Annotated in this window: 16 protein-coding genes and 2 tRNA genes; 14 read left to right on the forward strand and 4 right to left on the reverse strand. The window is 43.2% G+C overall.

The genetic code is table 11. The features are described from left to right. Positions 1-79: 79 nt before the first annotated feature. Positions 80-934, reverse strand: a complete 855-nt coding sequence (locus SALPA_RS20455; RefSeq protein WP_145098246.1) for an Mrp/NBP35 family ATP-binding protein — start codon at positions 932-934, stop codon at positions 80-82. A 56-nt stretch (positions 935-990) separates the two neighbouring features. Beyond that, on the reverse strand, positions 991-1425 hold the full coding sequence (locus tag SALPA_RS20460) for a DUF134 domain-containing protein (protein WP_145098249.1): 435 nt from the start codon (positions 1423-1425) through the stop codon (positions 991-993). 540 nt (positions 1426-1965) lie between these two features. On the opposite strand from SALPA_RS20460, the gene SALPA_RS20465 reads away from it, so the two are divergent. Both SALPA_RS20465 and SALPA_RS20470 read left to right on the forward strand, forming a co-directional pair. Then, positions 1966-2050 (forward strand) — tRNA-Leu (locus SALPA_RS20465). A 209-nt stretch (positions 2051-2259) separates the two neighbouring features. Further along, positions 2260-2841: a hypothetical protein gene (locus SALPA_RS20470; protein WP_145098251.1), complete on the forward strand. Its 582-nt coding sequence runs from the start codon at positions 2260-2262 to the stop codon at positions 2839-2841. A 60-nt stretch (positions 2842-2901) separates the two neighbouring features. On the opposite strand, the gene SALPA_RS20475 is transcribed toward SALPA_RS20470, so the two are convergent. Together SALPA_RS20475 and SALPA_RS20480 are read right to left on the reverse strand one after the other, a co-directional pair. Further along, on the reverse strand, positions 2902-3186 hold the full coding sequence (locus SALPA_RS20475; RefSeq protein ID WP_145098254.1) for a hypothetical protein: 285 nt from the start codon (positions 3184-3186) through the stop codon (positions 2902-2904). 2 nt (positions 3187-3188) lie between these two features. Further along, the gene (locus SALPA_RS20480) at positions 3189-4427 is read right to left on the reverse strand and encodes a radical SAM protein (protein ID WP_145098257.1); all 1239 of its coding nucleotides are present in this window, start codon (positions 4425-4427) and stop codon (positions 3189-3191) included. Between the two features lie 330 nt (positions 4428-4757). Between SALPA_RS20480 and SALPA_RS20485 the strand changes: the two genes are divergently transcribed. The 12 genes from SALPA_RS20485 (at position 4758) to SALPA_RS20540 (ending at position 17272) form a co-directional block, all read left to right on the forward strand. After that, positions 4758-4832 (forward strand) — tRNA-Gly (locus SALPA_RS20485). A 238-nt stretch (positions 4833-5070) separates the two neighbouring features. Beyond that, on the forward strand, positions 5071-6360 hold the full coding sequence (gene tig, locus SALPA_RS20490; protein WP_145098259.1) for a trigger factor: 1290 nt from the start codon (positions 5071-5073) through the stop codon (positions 6358-6360). Positions 6361-6384: 24 nt separating this feature from the next. Then, on the forward strand, positions 6385-6990 hold the full coding sequence (gene clpP, locus SALPA_RS20495; protein ID WP_145098262.1) for an ATP-dependent Clp endopeptidase proteolytic subunit ClpP: 606 nt from the start codon (positions 6385-6387) through the stop codon (positions 6988-6990). 12 nt (positions 6991-7002) lie between these two features. Continuing rightward, positions 7003-8265 (forward strand): ATP-dependent Clp protease ATP-binding subunit ClpX, encoded by a 1263-nt coding sequence (clpX, locus tag SALPA_RS20500; RefSeq protein ID WP_021167155.1) that lies wholly within the window; start codon positions 7003-7005, stop codon positions 8263-8265. Positions 8266-8405: 140 nt separating this feature from the next. Next, entirely contained in the window at positions 8406-10100 is a 1695-nt protein-coding gene (lonB, locus tag SALPA_RS20505; protein ID WP_145098265.1) for an ATP-dependent protease LonB, read from the forward strand. A 148-nt stretch (positions 10101-10248) separates the two neighbouring features. Beyond that, complete coding sequence (gene lon, locus SALPA_RS20510; RefSeq protein ID WP_145102146.1) at positions 10249-12564, forward strand: endopeptidase La; 2316 nt, start codon at positions 10249-10251, stop codon at positions 12562-12564. Then, positions 12564-13202 (forward strand): ribosome biogenesis GTP-binding protein YihA/YsxC, encoded by a 639-nt coding sequence (gene yihA / locus SALPA_RS20515; RefSeq protein WP_145098267.1) that lies wholly within the window; start codon positions 12564-12566, stop codon positions 13200-13202. Before lon ends, yihA begins: the two co-directional genes overlap by 1 nt. Positions 13203-13294: 92 nt before the next feature. Then, positions 13295-13744: an Lrp/AsnC family transcriptional regulator gene (locus SALPA_RS20520; protein WP_145098270.1), complete on the forward strand. Its 450-nt coding sequence runs from the start codon at positions 13295-13297 to the stop codon at positions 13742-13744. Positions 13745-13773: 29 nt separating this feature from the next. Then, entirely contained in the window at positions 13774-14259 is a 486-nt protein-coding gene (locus tag SALPA_RS20525; protein ID WP_145098272.1) for an Lrp/AsnC family transcriptional regulator, read from the forward strand. Positions 14260-14266: 7 nt separating this feature from the next. After that, the gene (locus SALPA_RS20530; protein ID WP_255451282.1) at positions 14267-15175 is read left to right on the forward strand and encodes a phosphate butyryltransferase; all 909 of its coding nucleotides are present in this window, start codon (positions 14267-14269) and stop codon (positions 15173-15175) included. Between the two features lie 229 nt (positions 15176-15404). Next, the gene (locus tag SALPA_RS20535) at positions 15405-16481 is read left to right on the forward strand and encodes a ferredoxin oxidoreductase (RefSeq protein ID WP_145098278.1); all 1077 of its coding nucleotides are present in this window, start codon (positions 15405-15407) and stop codon (positions 16479-16481) included. A 20-nt stretch (positions 16482-16501) separates the two neighbouring features. After that, positions 16502-17272, forward strand: a complete 771-nt coding sequence (locus SALPA_RS20540) for a thiamine pyrophosphate-dependent enzyme (RefSeq protein WP_145098281.1) — start codon at positions 16502-16504, stop codon at positions 17270-17272. The last annotated feature ends 3 nt before the right edge of the window (positions 17273-17275 follow it).

A 17275-nucleotide genomic window follows, 5' to 3' on the forward strand; every position in this document is an offset into this window, starting at 1 on the left:
TTAGCCTCCATATTTCTAAAGTAAAGGCGCAGTTAGAATTACGCAATGTAATTCTAGCTGCGCCGCCTTAGGAAATTAATTAATGTCCGCCGCAGTCATGTTTTTGCTGAACGAGTTTACTAGGAAGTTTATGTAGTAATTGCTCAACAATATGTTGCATGTTCTCTTTGGTATGACTGGTTAAGGTATCGATACTTTGACCAACATCACCGGCGGTGACTACGCTAGGGTCAATCGGTAGTTGTCCTAAAAAGGGAAGGTTATAATCAGCTGCAGTTTTTTCGCCGCCGCCGCTTTTGAAGATGGCATGCATATTGCCGCAGGAAGGACAAACAAAGCCGCTCATGTTTTCGATAATGCCTAAAATGGGCATATTGACTTTCTTGCAAAATTGGATGGATTTGCGTACATCCGCTAAGGCAATTTCTTGCGGGGTTGTTATGATGACAGCTTGGCAATCGGTTACTGTTTGGGCTACGGTCAGTGGTTCGTCCCCCGTTCCTGGAGGGCTGTCAATAATCAAAAAATCAAGTGGCCCCCAATTTACATCTGCTAAGAATTGACGAATAATACCGATTTTTACTGGACCGCGCCAGATAAGTGGATCGTCAGGCTGATCCAATAAGCCTTGAATGGATACTACTTTTAAATTGTCATTATAATGATACGGTTGAATTTGATTGCCAATAGTATTAAGTCTTAGACCGGTAAGTCCTAAAAGGCCGGCGATACTGGGACCATGCACATCAACATCAAGCAGGCCAACTTTATAGCCCTGATTACTCAAGAAAACTGCTAGGTTAGTGGCAACCGTACTTTTACCGACGCCACCTTTACCGCTCATGACTAGAATTTTGTGATTGACATTTTGTAAAAAATTGTTGATTTTTTGATCCTGTGCTTGTAACTCCTGATTGCTGCTGCTACAGCCCATTTTAGAATCCATCTCCTTTGTAAATTATGAAGCATATTTCATGATTTGGATGTAAATTATTCATCATCGCGACTGACAGTCATTGCTTGGCATGCAGGACATATTAGATCATGGCAACGTTGCCCGTTGCCGTGCGGCAATGTCCATTTGTGACCGCAGGTTTGGCAGACAAAATGCCGTAGACCGGTTTGACAGTGATGGTCGATACGAAAAGTCCCACCATAAACCCGCAAGGCATGGCCTCCCCATAAAGCGGCAGCTATTTTTTGATGTGCCGTATTGACAATCCGGTGAAAGGTGGGGCGGGAGACTTCCATACGTGTAGCTGCTGCTGCTTGATCAAGTTGTTCAATATCAGCTAAACGGATAGCCTCCATTTCTTCAATTGTTAATGTAACTTCCTCTAGCTTGCGTAAAGGAACTCCTGCAGGCTTGTAGTGGGTAACTGGGGGGAGTTGTTCAACGCGACGTTCTTTATGTGGGCGACCCATAGTGCTCCCTTCAAATTATGAAATATATTTCATAATAAAATATATAATATTTTGTATAGTATGTCAAGGAGTATCCTCTATTATTAGGGTAGTTTGCTATTTCCACAAGTAGTGGTTTTGGTATTGCCGAAAAGCTTCAGGCCAACAAGCTCAAGGGTACGATCTGTTTCCTAATATAAGTGAAGAGCCGCTCGTGAATGAGGGTAATTTAGAATTCAGTGTTACATTATATAGTATTTGCGCGATATATTTCGCAATTACTATATAATAGGCACAAGGATAATGTCAAGAAAGAAAGTAAATATTTGAATTTGCTGGAAGGCTTATATAAGATAAAAACGAAGTTACTAAACAGGGGGAAGTACATGTGTTGTTTGGGCCAAATGGCACAGGGAAATCTACAGTTGGTGAGATATTTGGCATTTTACCAAAGGACCAAATATCTCTTTCCTCTAATATACATAACATTCCTTGATTTGATATTGACATAGTAAAATAACTATGGTAATATAACAACTGCGGCACAAAGTAATAGCTTATGCGGGAGTGGCGGAACTGGCAGACGCACTAGACTTAGGATCTAGCGCCGTGAGGCGTGCAGGTTCAATTCCTGTCTCCCGCACCATCAAGTAAAAAAGACTCGTAGTCATACGAGTCTTTTTTACTGCGTTACGTACGTGATAGAAATGAGGGAACCGGTAGTGTTTTATGAAAACACTACCGGTTCCCTCATTTCATGAAATATTTTGTATAATAATTTGGCAAACTAAATAGGATATGCAAATCGCGGGTTAGCGATATGACTCTACTTCGCTGAGGGTGGGGGAAACGTACTTGACTGTTCACAAGAAAACAATGCTTATTCTTACTGGTATTTTCTTAGTTGTTTTGGCGTCCATAGCTTGGAATTTAGTGCAACAAGGACGTTACGACTATGCTCAGAATATAGCCATAAAAATAGTTTTATGGGTAATATATACTTTTTGGGAAGTAAAGTCTGGCATTACAATCAGCAACTATATCCGAGCTAGTGTAATGGCAGTACTTACTAGTGATAGTTTTTTCGGTTTATATTTGGATTTTTATGTTACATCATCAATTTTTGATAAAGTTCAGCATGTGTTTGGCAGCTACGTATTTTCGCTGTTTGCCTATAGTATTATTTGTAAACTCACCCAGCCGATGATAGGTTGGGGGTTTACGTTTATCTTTATTCTCACATTAGGACTCAGCATTGGGGCCATATATGAGGTTGGTGAGTTCCTGGGCGATAGTATAGCTAAACCAAGTATGCCAAGCCAGCCCAATTTGCTGGATACGAATCTTGATTTGATTGCTGATATAATGGGTTCGCTGTTAGCCGCTATTCATGTAACAATTATATTAGTAGGAAACTTAAACAACAATATTCGATAATGTGGTTGGCTGTCAGAATATTTCAGCTGAGTTAAAACTCTCCTGAAGTTAAGTACTGTTTTATAGCGGGTTACATAGGCGATGACTGATAGGCATACACATGCGTGGCTGACATTGACGTGGCCGGCAAAAACGCGGACGGCATTGGCGAGGAAAACATTGACGGGGCCAACAAGAAGCCCAGGTAGGCTGGCAGGGACTCCAGGAAGGCTGGCAAGGACTCCAGGAAGGACGGCAGCCAACAGTGGTGACGCGCTCGCTAAAGTTTTCCTCTTCAAAATCAGTGTCCCATTCACTCATTTCCGGGATTTCCCATTTGCGGCTTTTGTATTTGTCATCAGGCATTGCTATTCATCTCCCCATTTTCCAGTATAAGGATTATACGAACAGTCCGCAGGAGCTGCATTCCAACATTTTTTAGTGTCCATGCTTTGTGCTAAGGGGCGACAATCAGCACACGCGTAACGGTATTCGCAATCTTGACATTTAGTTATACAATCTTTGGTTGTCTGCCAGCATGTTTTCAACGGCTGTTCGTTAAGTATCGTATGAAGTGATGTAGCTACTATGTTGCCGCAAACCCGGTCACGGGCGAAGATACAAGGTATGACGTCACCGCTGGCAGTTATGGCTAGGCGTCCGGCTAAACAACTATGGAATTGTTGGGCTTTGACAAAGGATTCCGGGTCAGTAAAAAAAGGTGGTTTGATCGGTTGCTTGGCATAGGATGTGGGTAATAGATCCTGGTCATCACCGCGTCCGGTAGGGCGAACAACATCTGGAGGTGCAGCTTCTACACCAAGTTTAGTGCAGAGGTTCATAATATTCTCGGCTTCATGTTCGTTGGCTTTCATAAGAATGGAGGCGATACGAAGGGGAATATTCTTGGCTAAAATTTTATTTATGGCAGTCATGGTTTTTTCAAAGCTGCCAGGATGAAGGGTCACTTTATCATGGGTTGTGGCATTATTAGCGTAGAGCGTGGTGGCAATGCTGACATCATACTGTTTGAAAAAATTAATACAATCATCATCGATAAGAGTGGCATTGGTAAATATTTCAATTAACTCATAATTTTCTTCGCGGGCTTTGATTACTAATTCCCGCCATTGGGGATAGAGCAGTGGTTCACCGCCGATAAGCTGAAGGCCATAGGCACCCTCCTTGCGGGCTTCGGTAATAAGTTCAAGCCAACGATTATGTGGTACGCAACCAGCTGGTACTTCCGGACTGCTAGTAGAATAACAATGTAAGCACCGGTTATTGCAAGCCGAGGTAAGTTCTAGCCAAATAAATTCTAATTGCGGTTGATAGCAGGGGATAGAGCGTTTCTTTGTGTTTGTTTGGGGATCAGTATAGAAGGCTCCTAATCCTTTGGCAGTTAAGGTATCAAGGAAGGACAGGTATAGCTTATTATCCTTGCAAGTTATATCTAGTAGTGCTTCTAATGCTGTGTTTTGACATGCTTTTAAGAGATCAACCGCTCCCCGGTTGATTGAATATACCCGGCCTGAGTCTAGATTATAGATGGCTCCGCGTGTTTTGCCTTCGACAAGTACGCATTCCTCTTTCAAGTAGTAATGCAATTGAACAGCCTCCTTTGGGAGAAGGTTTTTTTAGCCAGATGGAAAGGTTAACTTTCCCTGGATTGAACGACTAAGGCTTCTGTCGGCATCCTGACGGACTTGACACAAGCCAAGTCTGTTCTTATGTGTCTTATACATAATATGCAAGCCGCTGCATATGTGTTAGTTTCCAAAAGTAAAGCTGAAAGACTAGTTCAGGTGGGGAGTCTGCCCCACCTGAACAAACGCCGCCTGCAGCGGCGGGAGCCTTAACTCGCCGCAAAGGATAAAAAATAAAGTTGACAAATAATTGGGTTATGGTATATAATCAAATTCGTTGTTAGGACATACGCGGAAGTAGCTCAGCGGTAGAGCATCGCCTTGCCAAGGCGAGGGTCGCGAGTTCGAATCTCGTTTTCCGCTCCATATTACACATAACCCAGCATATTCTGCTGGGTTTTTTGCTCATATCTTGTCTTTGGTTTTTAAGTGTGGTATGATATTATGCATGACATTGCTGCAATTTGTGGATACTGGAAAAAAATAATGGTAAAACCAGAACGCCCATGAAATATATGTCAATAATGGGAATACTACTATAAGGGACTATGTTGGCAGTTATAAGCTGTGTCAGCAGTTAATTTCATAAGGAGGAAATACATAGATGAAGGTAACAGCGGAAAGAATAGACAATCATAAAACGATGCTCAATTTAGAAATCCCCCAAACTGAGGTCGCCAAGGCGCTGGAAAAGGCTTACCGCAAGCTGGCTAATCAAGTCAACATCCCTGGTTTTCGTAAAGGTAAGGCCCCTCGTAAAGTTGTAGAAGCGCGCATTGGTAAAGAAGCATTGCTTGATGAGGCATTTGAAATACTGGCTCCTGAGGCTTTTGCCAAAGCGCTTAAAGAGCAGGACATTGATCCAGTTGGCCGTCCTGAGATTGAAGTTGTAACATTGGCAGAAGATCAACCGTTAGTATTTAAAGCTACTGTCGTGAAAATGCCTGAAGTTACTTTAGGCCAATATAAAGAACTTGCTATAGAAAAGACTATTGCTGAAATCACTGACGCAGAGGTAGATTCCGAGCTTGAAAAAAATCGTAACCGCAATGCCAAAATGGTAGTTGTTGAAGATGCTGAACTTAAGCAAGGCGATTTAGCTATTATTGACTTTAAAGGCTTTGTCGATGGCGTTGCTTTTGAAGGTGGTGAAGGTAAGAGCTATCCGCTGGAAATTGGTTCAGGCAGCTTTATCCCTGGTTTCGAAGATCAATTGATCGGGGCTAAGTCCGGTGAAGAGAAGGAAGTAAACGTTTCTTTCCCTGCAGAGTATTTTGTTGCTGAATTGGCTGGTAAAGCAGCTATATTTAATGTTAAAATTAATGATGTTAAGCGTAAGGAAGTTCCGGATCTTGATGATGATTTTGCCAAAGAAACCAGTGAATTTGATACTCTGGCGGAATTAAAAACCGATATTAAGAATAAGTTAGAACAGGCTGCTAGTGCCAAAGCCGAACATGATTTCCGTACTGCAGCTATCAAAGCAGCCGTTGACAACGCTGAAGTTGATGTGCCGGACGTAATGATTGAAAACCAAATTGACAATATGATTCAGGATTTTGACATCAATTTGCAGCAACGTGGAATGAAACTTGATAAATATCTTGAATATACTAAAATGGATATGGCAGCTCTGCGTACTAACTACCGCACTTCTGCGCAATATAATGTTAAAACCGATCTGGTTTTAGAAGCTATTGTAAAGGCTGAAGAATTTACTGGTACTCCTGAGGAAATGCAGCAGGAAATTGAGACCATGGCAGCGAATTATCAGACCACAGCTGAAGAAATTGTTAAGGTAATTCGTGAGACTAACCGATTCCAGGCTCTCCAGGATTCTGTTCTTCGTAAAAAAGCTGTTGAGTTTATAATCGATAATGTAGCAAAAAAATAAATTTTAGGTTTGAGGTGATTTGTAATGCCCTATGTACCAATTGTTGTAGAGCAGTCTAACCGTGGTGAGCGGGCGTATGATATCTACTCACGACTGTTAAAAGACCGTATTGTATTTATTGGTGGCCCTATTGACGATAATGTAGCAAATTTGTTTATTGCACAGTTATTGTTTTTGGAGTCTGAAGACCCTGACAAGGATATCCACGTATATATTAACAGCCCTGGAGGCGTAGTAACTGCTGCTATGGCAATGTATGATACTATGCAATATGTCAAGCCTGATGTAACTACTACCTGCATGGGGCAGGCAGCTAGTGCCGGTGCACTGCTGCTTACTGCTGGGGCCAAAGGCAAACGCTATGCACTTCCGAATTCTAGGATTATGATTCATCAACCGCTTGGTGGTGCTCAAGGGCAAGCTACCGATATTGAAATTCACGCACGGGAGATTATCCGTATGCGGGAACATTTAAACGGGATTCTCGTCCACCATACTGGCCAACCGATGGAAAAAATCCAAAATGATACCGAAAGGGACTTCTTTATGTCCAGCGAGCAAGCCAAAGAATATGGCCTTATTGATGCTGTCGTAGTACGGGGTGACAGACACAAGGAGACTCCCAAGTAGAGAGGTGGTAATATGTTGAAGTTCGGTGATGACAGGGGTCAACTGAAGTGTTCTTTTTGCGGTAAACTGCAAGAGCAAGTTAAAAAACTTGTTGCGGGTCCGGGAGTATATATATGTGATGAATGCATAGAATTGTGCAATGAAATCATCGAAGAGGAACTGAGTGAGGATATAGATGTCGAACTCAGAGATGTTCCCAAGCCCAAAGAGATAAAGGATATTCTTGACCAGTACGTCATTGGCCAGGAGGAAGCTAAAAAATCCCTGGCAGTGGCTGTGTACAATCACTATAAGCGGATCAATCTTGGTGCAAAAATGGATGATGTTGAGCTACAAAAGTCTAACATCATCATGCTTGGCCCGACTGGCAGCGGTAAAACGCTGTTAGCGCAAACCTTAGCTAAAATTCTCAATGTTCCCTTTGCTGTGGCAGATGCTACTTCATTAACTGAAGCCGGATATGTAGGTGAAGATGTAGAAAATATTCTTCTAAAACTTATTCAGGCTGCCGATTATGATGTGGAAAAAGCCGAAAAGGGTATTGTCTATATTGATGAAATTGATAAAATTGCGCGCAAGTCGGAAAATCCCTCAATTACTCGTGATGTTTCTGGTGAAGGTGTGCAGCAGGCTCTCCTTAAAATTCTAGAGGGTACGGTTGCCAGCGTACCGCCGCAAGGCGGTCGTAAACATCCACATCAGGAGTTTATTCAGATTGATACCACCAACATTCTTTTTATCTGCGGCGGTGCCTTTGACGGTGTTGATAAAATTATCGGTGCCAGGACAGGGAAAAAGTCGATGGGCTTTGGTGCTGAAGTCCGTAGCAAAGAGAAAAAACAGGTGGGTGAAATGCTTCGCAGCATCTTACCGGAAGATCTCCTCAAATTTGGACTTATTCCCGAATTTGTCGGCAGACTACCTGTAATTGTTACGCTTGATGCTCTTGACGAAGATGCACTTGTACGCATTCTAATCGAACCCAAGAATGCACTTGTTAAGCAATATCAGAAGTTCTTGGAAATCGATAATGTGCAGCTTGAATTTAAAGACGAAGCATTAAAAGAAATTGCTGCTGAAGCTTTAAAACGCAATACCGGCGCTCGAGGTCTTAGAGCAATCATTGAGACCATAATGCGTAATGTCATGTATGATATTCCATCCCGTACTGATATTGCTAAATGCATTGTTACTAAAGAAGTTATTAGTAACAAAGAAGAACCAGTGCTGGTGGCTGTTGAGCGTAAAAACAAGAAAAAAGAAGAATCTGCCTAAAAGAAGCCGTAAGGCTTCTTTTTTTTTATAAACTGACTTGCCGAGTTTTGCCAGGATAAAATAGTGGTCATTGCCAATACTAGACTCATTACAAAGTAAAAGCAGTTATAAGATTGCCCGGGAAGGAGGTTCGTGGAATTTTGGATTATGCTGTCAACATTATCAGTGTGATTCAGTTGTTTTTTGCCGTGGTTATTGGACTCTATTTCTGGAACCTGCTAAAATCACAACAGGGTAATAAGATGGCGGTAGAGCGCGAATCCAGAAAAGAAATGGATAAACTGCAAAAAATGCGGGAAATATCCTTAACTGAGCCATTGGCTGAAAAAACCCGCCCCACTGACTTTTCGGAAATAGTCGGTCAAGAGGAAGGGTTAAAAGCACTTCGTGCAGCTCTGTGTGGAGGTAATCCACAACATGTTCTCATTTACGGACCACCTGGAGTAGGTAAAACAGCAGCAGCTCGCTTAATACTCAATGAGGCCAGACAAAATGGCTATTCTCCTTTTCAGCTTGAAGCAAAATTCATTGAACTTGATGCAACAACAGCCCGCTTTGATGAACGGGGTATTGCCGATCCGCTTATTGGCACAGTACATGACCCTATTTACCAAGGGGCTGGTCAAATGGGGATGGCAGGTATTCCGCAGCCAAAAGCAGGGGCAGTAACCAAGGCGCATGGTGGCGTGCTATTTATTGATGAAATTGGGGAACTTCACCATATCCAAATGAATAAACTATTAAAGGTATTGGAAGACAGGAAGGTATTTCTGGACAGTTCCTATTATAACAGTGAAGATACCAACATTCCCCAGCATATTCATGACATATTTCAAAATGGTCTGCCGGCAGACTTTCGGCTTATTGGTGCTACCACCCGGACGCCACAGGATATTCCGCCAGCTATACGTTCACGTTGTGTCGAGATTTTTTTTCGACCGCTTTTGCCTGAAGAAATTGCTACAGTGGCTTTAACGGCAGCTAAAAAGGTTAATTATAGTCTTGAGGACGGTGCCTTAGAGGTAATTAAGCGGTATGCAACTAATGGGCGCGAGGCCGTTAATATCATACAAATAGCAGTTGGGATTGTCCAAAGTACATTCAAACCGAAACAAATCATTACACAAGCTGATGTCGAATGGGTCATCAACTTTGGCCAATATAGTCCACGGCCTGAGAAAAAAATTCCGGTTATCCCCCAGGTTGGTGTAGTTAACGGTTTGGCGGTCTATGGCGCCAATATCGGTATGCTTATGGAACTGGAAGTAACAGCGGTTCCTAATAATTACGGTACAGGAAAACTTACTGTTACTGGTATTGTTGATGAAGAGGAATTTGGCTCGCCTGGGCGCACCATGCGGCGTAAAAGTATGGCGAAAGGGTCGCTGGATAATGTACTTACAGTATTAGCAAAAGAGTGTGGTATTGAGTATCATAACTATGACATACATGTTAATTTCCCAGGCGGTATTCCTGTCGATGGACCGTCGGCTGGTGTGACGGTTGCTACGGCCATTTATTCGGCTGTAACCAATATACCTATTGATAATACAGTTGCCATGACAGGTGAAATTTCTATTCGGGGGTTGATAAAGCCGGTCGGTGGAGTGAGTGCAAAGGTAGTTGCAGCCAAACAAGCCGGGGCCAAGCGGATTATCATTCCTAGTGAAAATTGGCAGGATTTGTATAAGAATATGGATGTCGAAGTCATTCCTGTTGAAACACTACAAGAAGTGCTGAAATATGCTATGGTAAAAACCGGTGAACCTGTAAGGCTGGATGTAGGGCCAGCTATGCCCAAGGTTTTGGCAGCTGCTGGTGTTGAGAAGGTGTAAACTATTTAGCCGGGTAATTAAACCCGGCTGTTTTATTGGGGAATAAAAGGATTTTTTAGCAGGTAGTTAGAATATTTTATATAACGGTGTTGAAACTACTGTTAATCGACTTAAATAACTGCAGGGTTACCGAAGGGAGGAAGCAATGTTGGAAGAAAAAAGGCGTACAATACCACTCTTACCGCTGAGGGGCATTTTAGTTTTTCCATATATGATTATTCATCTAGATGTAGGCCGGGAAAAATCCATCAGTGCTTTAGAAGAAGCTATGGTGCAAGACAGGCTGATTATGTTGGCTACACAAAAAGATGCTCAAAATGATACACCTCAACCCGAGGATATCTTTTCTGTGGGCACTGTTGCTGAAATAAAGCAACTATTGAAATTACCAGGAGGCACAATACGGGTGCTTGTGGAAGGCCTATATCGTGGTCAAATCGAGGAGTTTATCAGCTTGGACCCCTATTACCAAGTTCAAATTCGTGAATTTGTCGAGGGCGAGGCCAAAACCCCTGAAATTGAAGCACTTACCCGTACGGCAATTAATCAATTTGAACAATGGGTTAAATTAAGTAAAAAAATACCGCCTGAAACACTGGTATCAGTAGTGGTAGTTGAGGAACCAGGCCGCTTGACAGACCTTATTGCCAGTCATTTGTCACTGAAAATTGAAGATAAGCAAACCCTATTAGAGGCAGTGGGAATTGCTGCACGACTTGAACGGTTGTGTGAAATTCTCGGACGTGAGATGGAAATCCTTGAACTTGAGAAAAAAATTCATGTTCGGGTGCGCAAACAAATGGAGAAAACGCAAAAAGAGTATTATTTGCGGGAGCAGCTAAAAGCAATTCAAAAAGAACTGGGTGAAAAAGACGAACGTACAGCCGAAGTGGAGGAATATCGGGAACGGGTTAAAGAGCAAAATCTCCCTAAAGAAGTAGCAGAAAAAATCAACAAGGAAATTGATCGTCTGGAAAAAATGCCGCCGATGGTGGCCGAAAGCGGTGTCATTCGTACCTATCTGGACTGGTTGTTGGCACTTCCGTGGAATACCGAAACAGATGACCGTTTGGATATCACTGTTGCTGAAGAAATCCTTAATGAAGATCACTATGGTTTGGAAAAGGTTAAAGAGCGGATTTTAGAATATTTGTCAATCCGGAAACTTACTGACAAGATGAAAGGCCCTATTCTTTGTCTTGTTGGGCCGCCTGGTGTTGGGAAAACCTCGTTGGCTCGCTCAATCGCCAGGGCTATGGAGCGTAAATTTGTCCGTATTTCCTTAGGTGGAGTTCGTGACGAAGCTGAAATCAGAGGTCATCGCCGTACTTATGTCGGTGCATTACCAGGACGCATTATTCAAGGTATGCGTACTGTGGGCTCGAAGAACCCCGTTTTCCTCATGGATGAGATTGATAAAATGAGCGCTGACTTTCGTGGTGATCCGTCTGCTGCTTTGCTGGAAGTACTTGATCCTGAACAAAATAACACGTTTAGTGATCATTATATCGAATTACCTTATGATTTATCGCGGGTATTATGGGTAGTTACTGCTAATGGAATGCATAATATTCCACGACCACTATTGGATCGCATGGAAGTTATCTCAATTGCCGGCTATACCGAGGAAGAAAAAGCAGAGATTGCCAAACGGTATTTAATTCCTAAGCAAACAACAGATCATGGTCTGGCTGACAACCGAATTGCTTTTTCTGAAGGAACCATTCAAAAAATAATTCGTGAGTATACCCGGGAATCCGGGGTGAGAAATCTAGAACGCAATATTGCCAAATTATGTCGTAAAGCAGCCCGCAAAATAGTCCAGGACCAGGTAACAGTTATTAAAATTACGGCACAAAATCTGCATACCTTTCTGGGAACCCCAAAATATCGTCATGCACAAGCCGAAGCGAGCAGTCAAATAGGGGTTGCCACCGGTTTAGCTTGGACTGAAGTCGGCGGTGAGGTGTTGCCTGTTGAGACTTCAACGATGAAAGGGAAAGGCAAATTGCTGCTAACCGGCCAATTGGGCGACGTAATGCAAGAATCAGCGCAGGCAGGTTTTAGCTATATCCGTTCACGAGCTAAGGAGTTGGGTATCGAAGAAGACTTTCATGAAAATCTGGATATCCATATTCATTTACCGGAAGGCGCTATTCCTAAAGATGGGCCATCAGCAGGGATTACTATGGCTACTGCCCTCGTATCAGCTCTGACAGGTAAAGCTATTAAGAGTGGGCTCGCTATGACAGGAGAAATAACTCTACGTGGCCGGGTATTGCCTGTTGGCGGTATTAAAGAGAAAATACTTGCTGCTCACCGGGCGGGAATTAAACAAGTGATGTTACCTAAAGAAAATAAACGTGATTTAGACGAATTGCCTGCAAACATAAAACGTAGTCTTGATTTTGTGTTAGTGGAACATATGGATGAAGTACTAAAGACAGCCATGGTGACAGAGTAATGTCTGAAACTGCATCTTTTACGATTATCAAAGCCAGTTATGTTGCCACTGCTGTTAATTCCAGCCAATATCCGGCGGGAGAGTTAACAGAAATTGCCTTTATTGGACGTTCTAATGTCGGTAAATCTTCATTGATTAATTCATTATGCCGTTATAATGGGTTAGCCCGTACCAGCTGTACACCAGGGAAAACACAGACCATTAATTACTTTTGCCTTACCGGCAAGCTTCCTGATGAATCCAGGCTGGAATTTATGCTGGTTGATTTACCCGGCTACGGTTATGCGAAAAGAGCCCAGACAGCCCGTGCGAATTGGTCAAAGTTTATTGAGGAATACTGGCTTACATCACCTCGGCTAAAACTAGTATGTCAATTGATTGATCTTCGCCATCCGCCAATGGAAAGTGACTGCAATGTTTACCGGTGGTTAGTAGAGCATGGGCTTACAGTTCAGGTAGTAGCTACCAAAGCCGATAAAATTCCCAAAAGCCGTATTCTGAAACATAGTCAGGAAATTTATAAAGGCATTGATATGTTGAATCTCAATCCTGACGGGCGGGTGCTGTCTTATTCAATAGTAAGTGGTGTAGGCAGAAATGAACTTCTTGACGTTATCAAGAATATTTTGCTAAAATGATAATATTATACGGAGGGAGCAGTCAGCCGGCTGTTCCTTTTTTTTCCCTAAGCCGTGTTTTCTTTAAAACTATGATAAGCCAGGAGGCGTACATGCTGACCAATTTTGACAAAGAGTTACTTAATCTTATTCAAACAAGGTTACCCCTTGAATCGCGTCCATTTGCTATAGTGGCAAAGTTGCTGGAAGTTGATGAGAACACTGTGATTGAACGATTGTCCTGGCTCAAAGACCATGGTTATATCAGACGATTTGGTGCTTTTTTTGACTCGACTTATCTAGGCTATGTCAGTACACTGGCAGCTGCTAAAGTATGTCCGGAACAGATGACTGAAGTTGCCCAGGCGGTTAATGCCTATGCTGGTGTTACACATAATTATGAACGGGACGGAGAGTACAACCTCTGGTTTACACTTCTCACAGCAAATCAACTGGAACAGGATCAGATATTGGCTGCTATTGGCAGTTTGCCTGGGGTAGAGGCGCTTATTAGCCTGCCTGCCATTGAAAAGTATAAAGTGAGCGTCGCATTCAATCTATAAAATGAGACTTAGCGTTGGTGAGGTGTTTTATGTTAGATAACCTGGACAAAAGGATTATTGCTGTTATGCAAGGGGAGTTTCCCCTGGTAGCTGAGCCATACAAAGAGCTGGCTCAGCGTATTGGGATTACGGAACACCAACTTTTGGAGAAATTAAAGGAATACCGTAAAACGGGAAAGCTGCGCAAAATGGGGGTTGTATTACGTCACCGGGAGGTCGGGTATGCCGCTAATGCACTTTGTGCATGGCAGGTACCCGAAGCAAGGCTTAAAGAAGTGGGGCAGCTCATGACAGCCTATACAATAGTTACCCATTGTTACTCGCGTATTCCCCAACCTCAATGGCCTTATAATTTTTATACAATGCTTCATGCGCATACGAGGGCGGAATGCCAGGCGTTAGCCGCTGAACTGGCCGAGGCAACCGGACTTGAAAACTACCAATTGCTATTTAGTACCCGTGAATGGAAAAAAACCAGTATGAGTTATTTTCCTGAATATGCTAGAGGAGAGTGACGGAATTTTGCCGGAAAAAACTCTCAAGAGCTTTGATGATATACTAAATGCTGTAAAAGGTAAAACACCTAAACGGGTAGCCGTTGCGGCAGCTCAAGACGATGCTGTTCTTGAGACTGTTCGTGGAGCGCGCGAACAAAAAATTGCAGAGTTTACCCTGGTAGGCAATATTGACAAAATAAAAGCCACTGCACATCGGCTTAGTGTTAATCTTGATGAGGTAACCATCGTTCATGAACCTGATAACCGCAGGGCTGCCTACAGAGCGGCAGCCTTGGTGTCTAGTGGCCAAGCTGATGTCCTGATGAAGGGACTAATTAACACAGCTGACCTGCTGCGCGCGGTACTTGATAAAGACGTAGGCTTACGAACCGGGCGGGTACTAAGCCACATTGCTGTGTATGAATTACCTGGTTTCCAGCGGCTGTTGATGATCACCGACGGTGGCATGAATATTACTCCTGCATTACAACAAAAAGCAGATATTATCCAAAACAGTGTGCAGCTGGCTAACGTATTGGGAATTAGTCCAGCCAAAGTAGCCGTTTTGGCTGCAGTTGAGGTGGTTAATCCAGATATGCCGGCAACCCTGGATGCTGCCGCCTTGACAAAAATGGCTGACCGCGGTCAAATTAAAGGTGCTATTGTTGATGGCCCGCTGGCATTTGATAATGCCATTAGCTTGGAGGCGGCCAAGCATAAAGGAATTATCAGTCCAGTTGCTGGATTTGCTGATATTTTAGTTACCCCTGATATTGAAGCAGGCAATATACTGGGAAAATCGTTGGTGTATGCTGCCAAAGGGAAGATGGCGGGCTTGATTTTAGGTGCCGCTAAACCAGTGGTAGTAACATCGCGGGCTGATACCTATGAAGCAAAACTTATGTCGATTGCGTTAGGAGTGTTACTCTCTTAACAGTTGCAGAATATATAAAATTATAGTGTACTGTATGATAGGAAGGTAGGGAAAATAGCCCTGCCTTCCTATTGTTGTATAAGATTCTTATATTTTCTTTAAACTATATACAACGTGTTACAGACTTTTGCAGGTGGGTGGTGTGATGTAAATATACCACCTGCCTGAGCCTGTAAGCTTCTTTAACGCGGAATATAGATAGAGGATACATATTTCAGGAGGTGCTCATATGGCCGAAATTTCACTGCAAGGTGAACAGAGAGTATTCATGACAGGCAATGAGGTGTGTGCCTGGGCTGCGGTAGCCGCTAAAGCCGATATTATGTATGGCTATCCAATCACACCCCAAAACGAGATAATGCATTATTGGACAAGGCTTGCTCCTAAGCACGGTAAGCGCTTTTTGCAGACCGAGGATGAAATATCTGCCGGTTTTACGACTCTTGGCGGCGTAATGTCAGGCAGAAAGGCATTTACGGCTACTGCTGGTCCGGGAAATGTTCTGATGCAGGAATCGGCTGGTATGGCGGAAATGATGCGGCTTCCCATCGTGTACATTATCCAGCAGCGGGGCGGCCCTTCGACAGCTACTGTCATTTATGCGCAACAAGAAACTACTTTGACTACTTTTGGCGGCAATGGTGAGGGGCACCGGATTGTATATTCAACAGCCAGTCACCAAGAATTGTTTGATTACACCATTAAAGCATTTAATGCTGCCTGGACTTACCATTTTCCTACCTTTGTATTAGGTGATGGTTATCAGGCTAAAATGCGTGAACCGTTGACAATTTATGATCCTGAAACAAAAGGCAAGGAAGTGGTTAGCCCGGAGGTATTGCTTGGTGATACCGAAAAGCCCGAACGGGAAAGTAGACACCTCCGTAATACGTATAATACAGAAGATGAGCTTTACGAAGTAGTTATGAAAAATCAGCGTGATTGGGACAAAATGGCTGGGAAAGTCGTTGAATGGGATGCAAAGGGATGTGAAGATGCTGACGTAATCATTCTAACCCATGGTATTGTATCCCGGGCTGCTTTAACCGCATATAACCAACTACGTGCCGAAGGAAAGAAAGTTGGTTATTTTCGCCCAATTACAGTGCGGCCTTTCCCCGGCAAACAACTCAAAGACGCAATTAAAGGAGCGAAAAAATTACTTATTGCGGAATCCGCATATGGTCAGCTGATGAAACTGGTCCAACAGGAAATTTTTGGAAGCGCCATAGAAATTGTGCCCATGCTTCGTCCGGGTGTAGGTATTACTACGGAAGAACTTATTGATGAATATAACAAACAGTAGAAACAGGAGGGAGGACTACCATGCAAGAACTCAAAGAAGATAATGTTCTTCAGCCAGCTATGCCTACCAGTTGGTATGAAGCTAGTAAACCGCATAAATTTTGTCCAGGCTGTGGCCATGGCATTATCCTTAAATGTCTAGGTGAGGCAATTGATGAACTAGGCATCAAAGGTAAAATAGTTTTTGGTTGTGATATTGGCTGTTCATTACTAGCCTGGGACTTTTTTGATGTTGATTCTGTTCAAACCCATCATGGCCGGACAACCCCGGTAATTACCGGTATGAAACGTGCCAATACAGCTATTATCGGCGTGGCGTATATGGGCGATGGCGGTGGTTATGCCATTGGCTCGCAGCACCTTTTCAATGCAGCGGTTCGTGGTGAAAAAATAACTGTTATTCTATGTAATAACGGTAACTACGGCATGACTGGCGGCCAAATGGCACCAACTACCTTGCCGGGTATGAAAACTGAAACAACGCCCTATGGTCGTGATATAGAGGAGACTGGCCCCCCGACCAAAGGTCCGGAAATGGTTGCCGCCGTTGCTCCGGAAGGTTCTTATGTTGCCCGTGGTACTATAGCTAATCCACGTCAACTCAAAGGTTTCATCAAAAAGGCTTTACAAAATCAAATTGATGGCAACGGTTTTTCATTTGTAGAGTGCTTGTCCTCCTGCCCAACTAACTGGCGAACTAATGCTGCGCAGACTTGGGAATTCATAGAAAAAGATATGACTCAATACTTTAAAGTCGGCGAACTTCGCGCACCGCAAGCAAAGGAGGTCTAAATA

The organism is Sporomusa sp. KB1 (genome assembly GCF_007830295.1).
Lineage (GTDB): Bacteria > Bacillota > Negativicutes > Sporomusales > Sporomusaceae > Sporomusa.

Bases quoted from the DNA above. Each gene is read 5' to 3' on its own strand.
- tig (WP_145098259.1), top strand. From the start codon at position 5,071: ATGAAGGTAACAGCGGAAAGAATAGACAATCATAAAACGATGCTCAAT.
- SALPA_RS20455 (WP_145098246.1), bottom strand. From the start codon at position 934: ATGGGCTGTAGCAGCAGCAATCAGGAGTTACAAGCACAGGATCAAAAA.
- SALPA_RS20535 (WP_145098278.1), top strand. From the start codon at position 15,405: ATGGCCGAAATTTCACTGCAAGGTGAACAGAGAGTATTCATGACAGGC.
- SALPA_RS20475 (WP_145098254.1), bottom strand. From the start codon at position 3,186: ATGCCTGATGACAAATACAAAAGCCGCAAATGGGAAATCCCGGAAATG.
- SALPA_RS20525 (WP_145098272.1), top strand. From the start codon at position 13,774: ATGTTAGATAACCTGGACAAAAGGATTATTGCTGTTATGCAAGGGGAG.
- SALPA_RS20520 (WP_145098270.1), top strand. From the start codon at position 13,295: ATGCTGACCAATTTTGACAAAGAGTTACTTAATCTTATTCAAACAAGG.
- yihA (WP_145098267.1), top strand. From the start codon at position 12,564: ATGTCTGAAACTGCATCTTTTACGATTATCAAAGCCAGTTATGTTGCC.
- SALPA_RS20460 (WP_145098249.1), bottom strand. From the start codon at position 1,425: ATGGGTCGCCCACATAAAGAACGTCGCGTTGAACAACTCCCCCCAGTT.
- SALPA_RS20540 (WP_145098281.1), top strand. From the start codon at position 16,502: ATGCAAGAACTCAAAGAAGATAATGTTCTTCAGCCAGCTATGCCTACC.
- clpX (WP_021167155.1), top strand. From the start codon at position 7,003: ATGTTGAAGTTCGGTGATGACAGGGGTCAACTGAAGTGTTCTTTTTGC.
- clpP (WP_145098262.1), top strand. From the start codon at position 6,385: ATGCCCTATGTACCAATTGTTGTAGAGCAGTCTAACCGTGGTGAGCGG.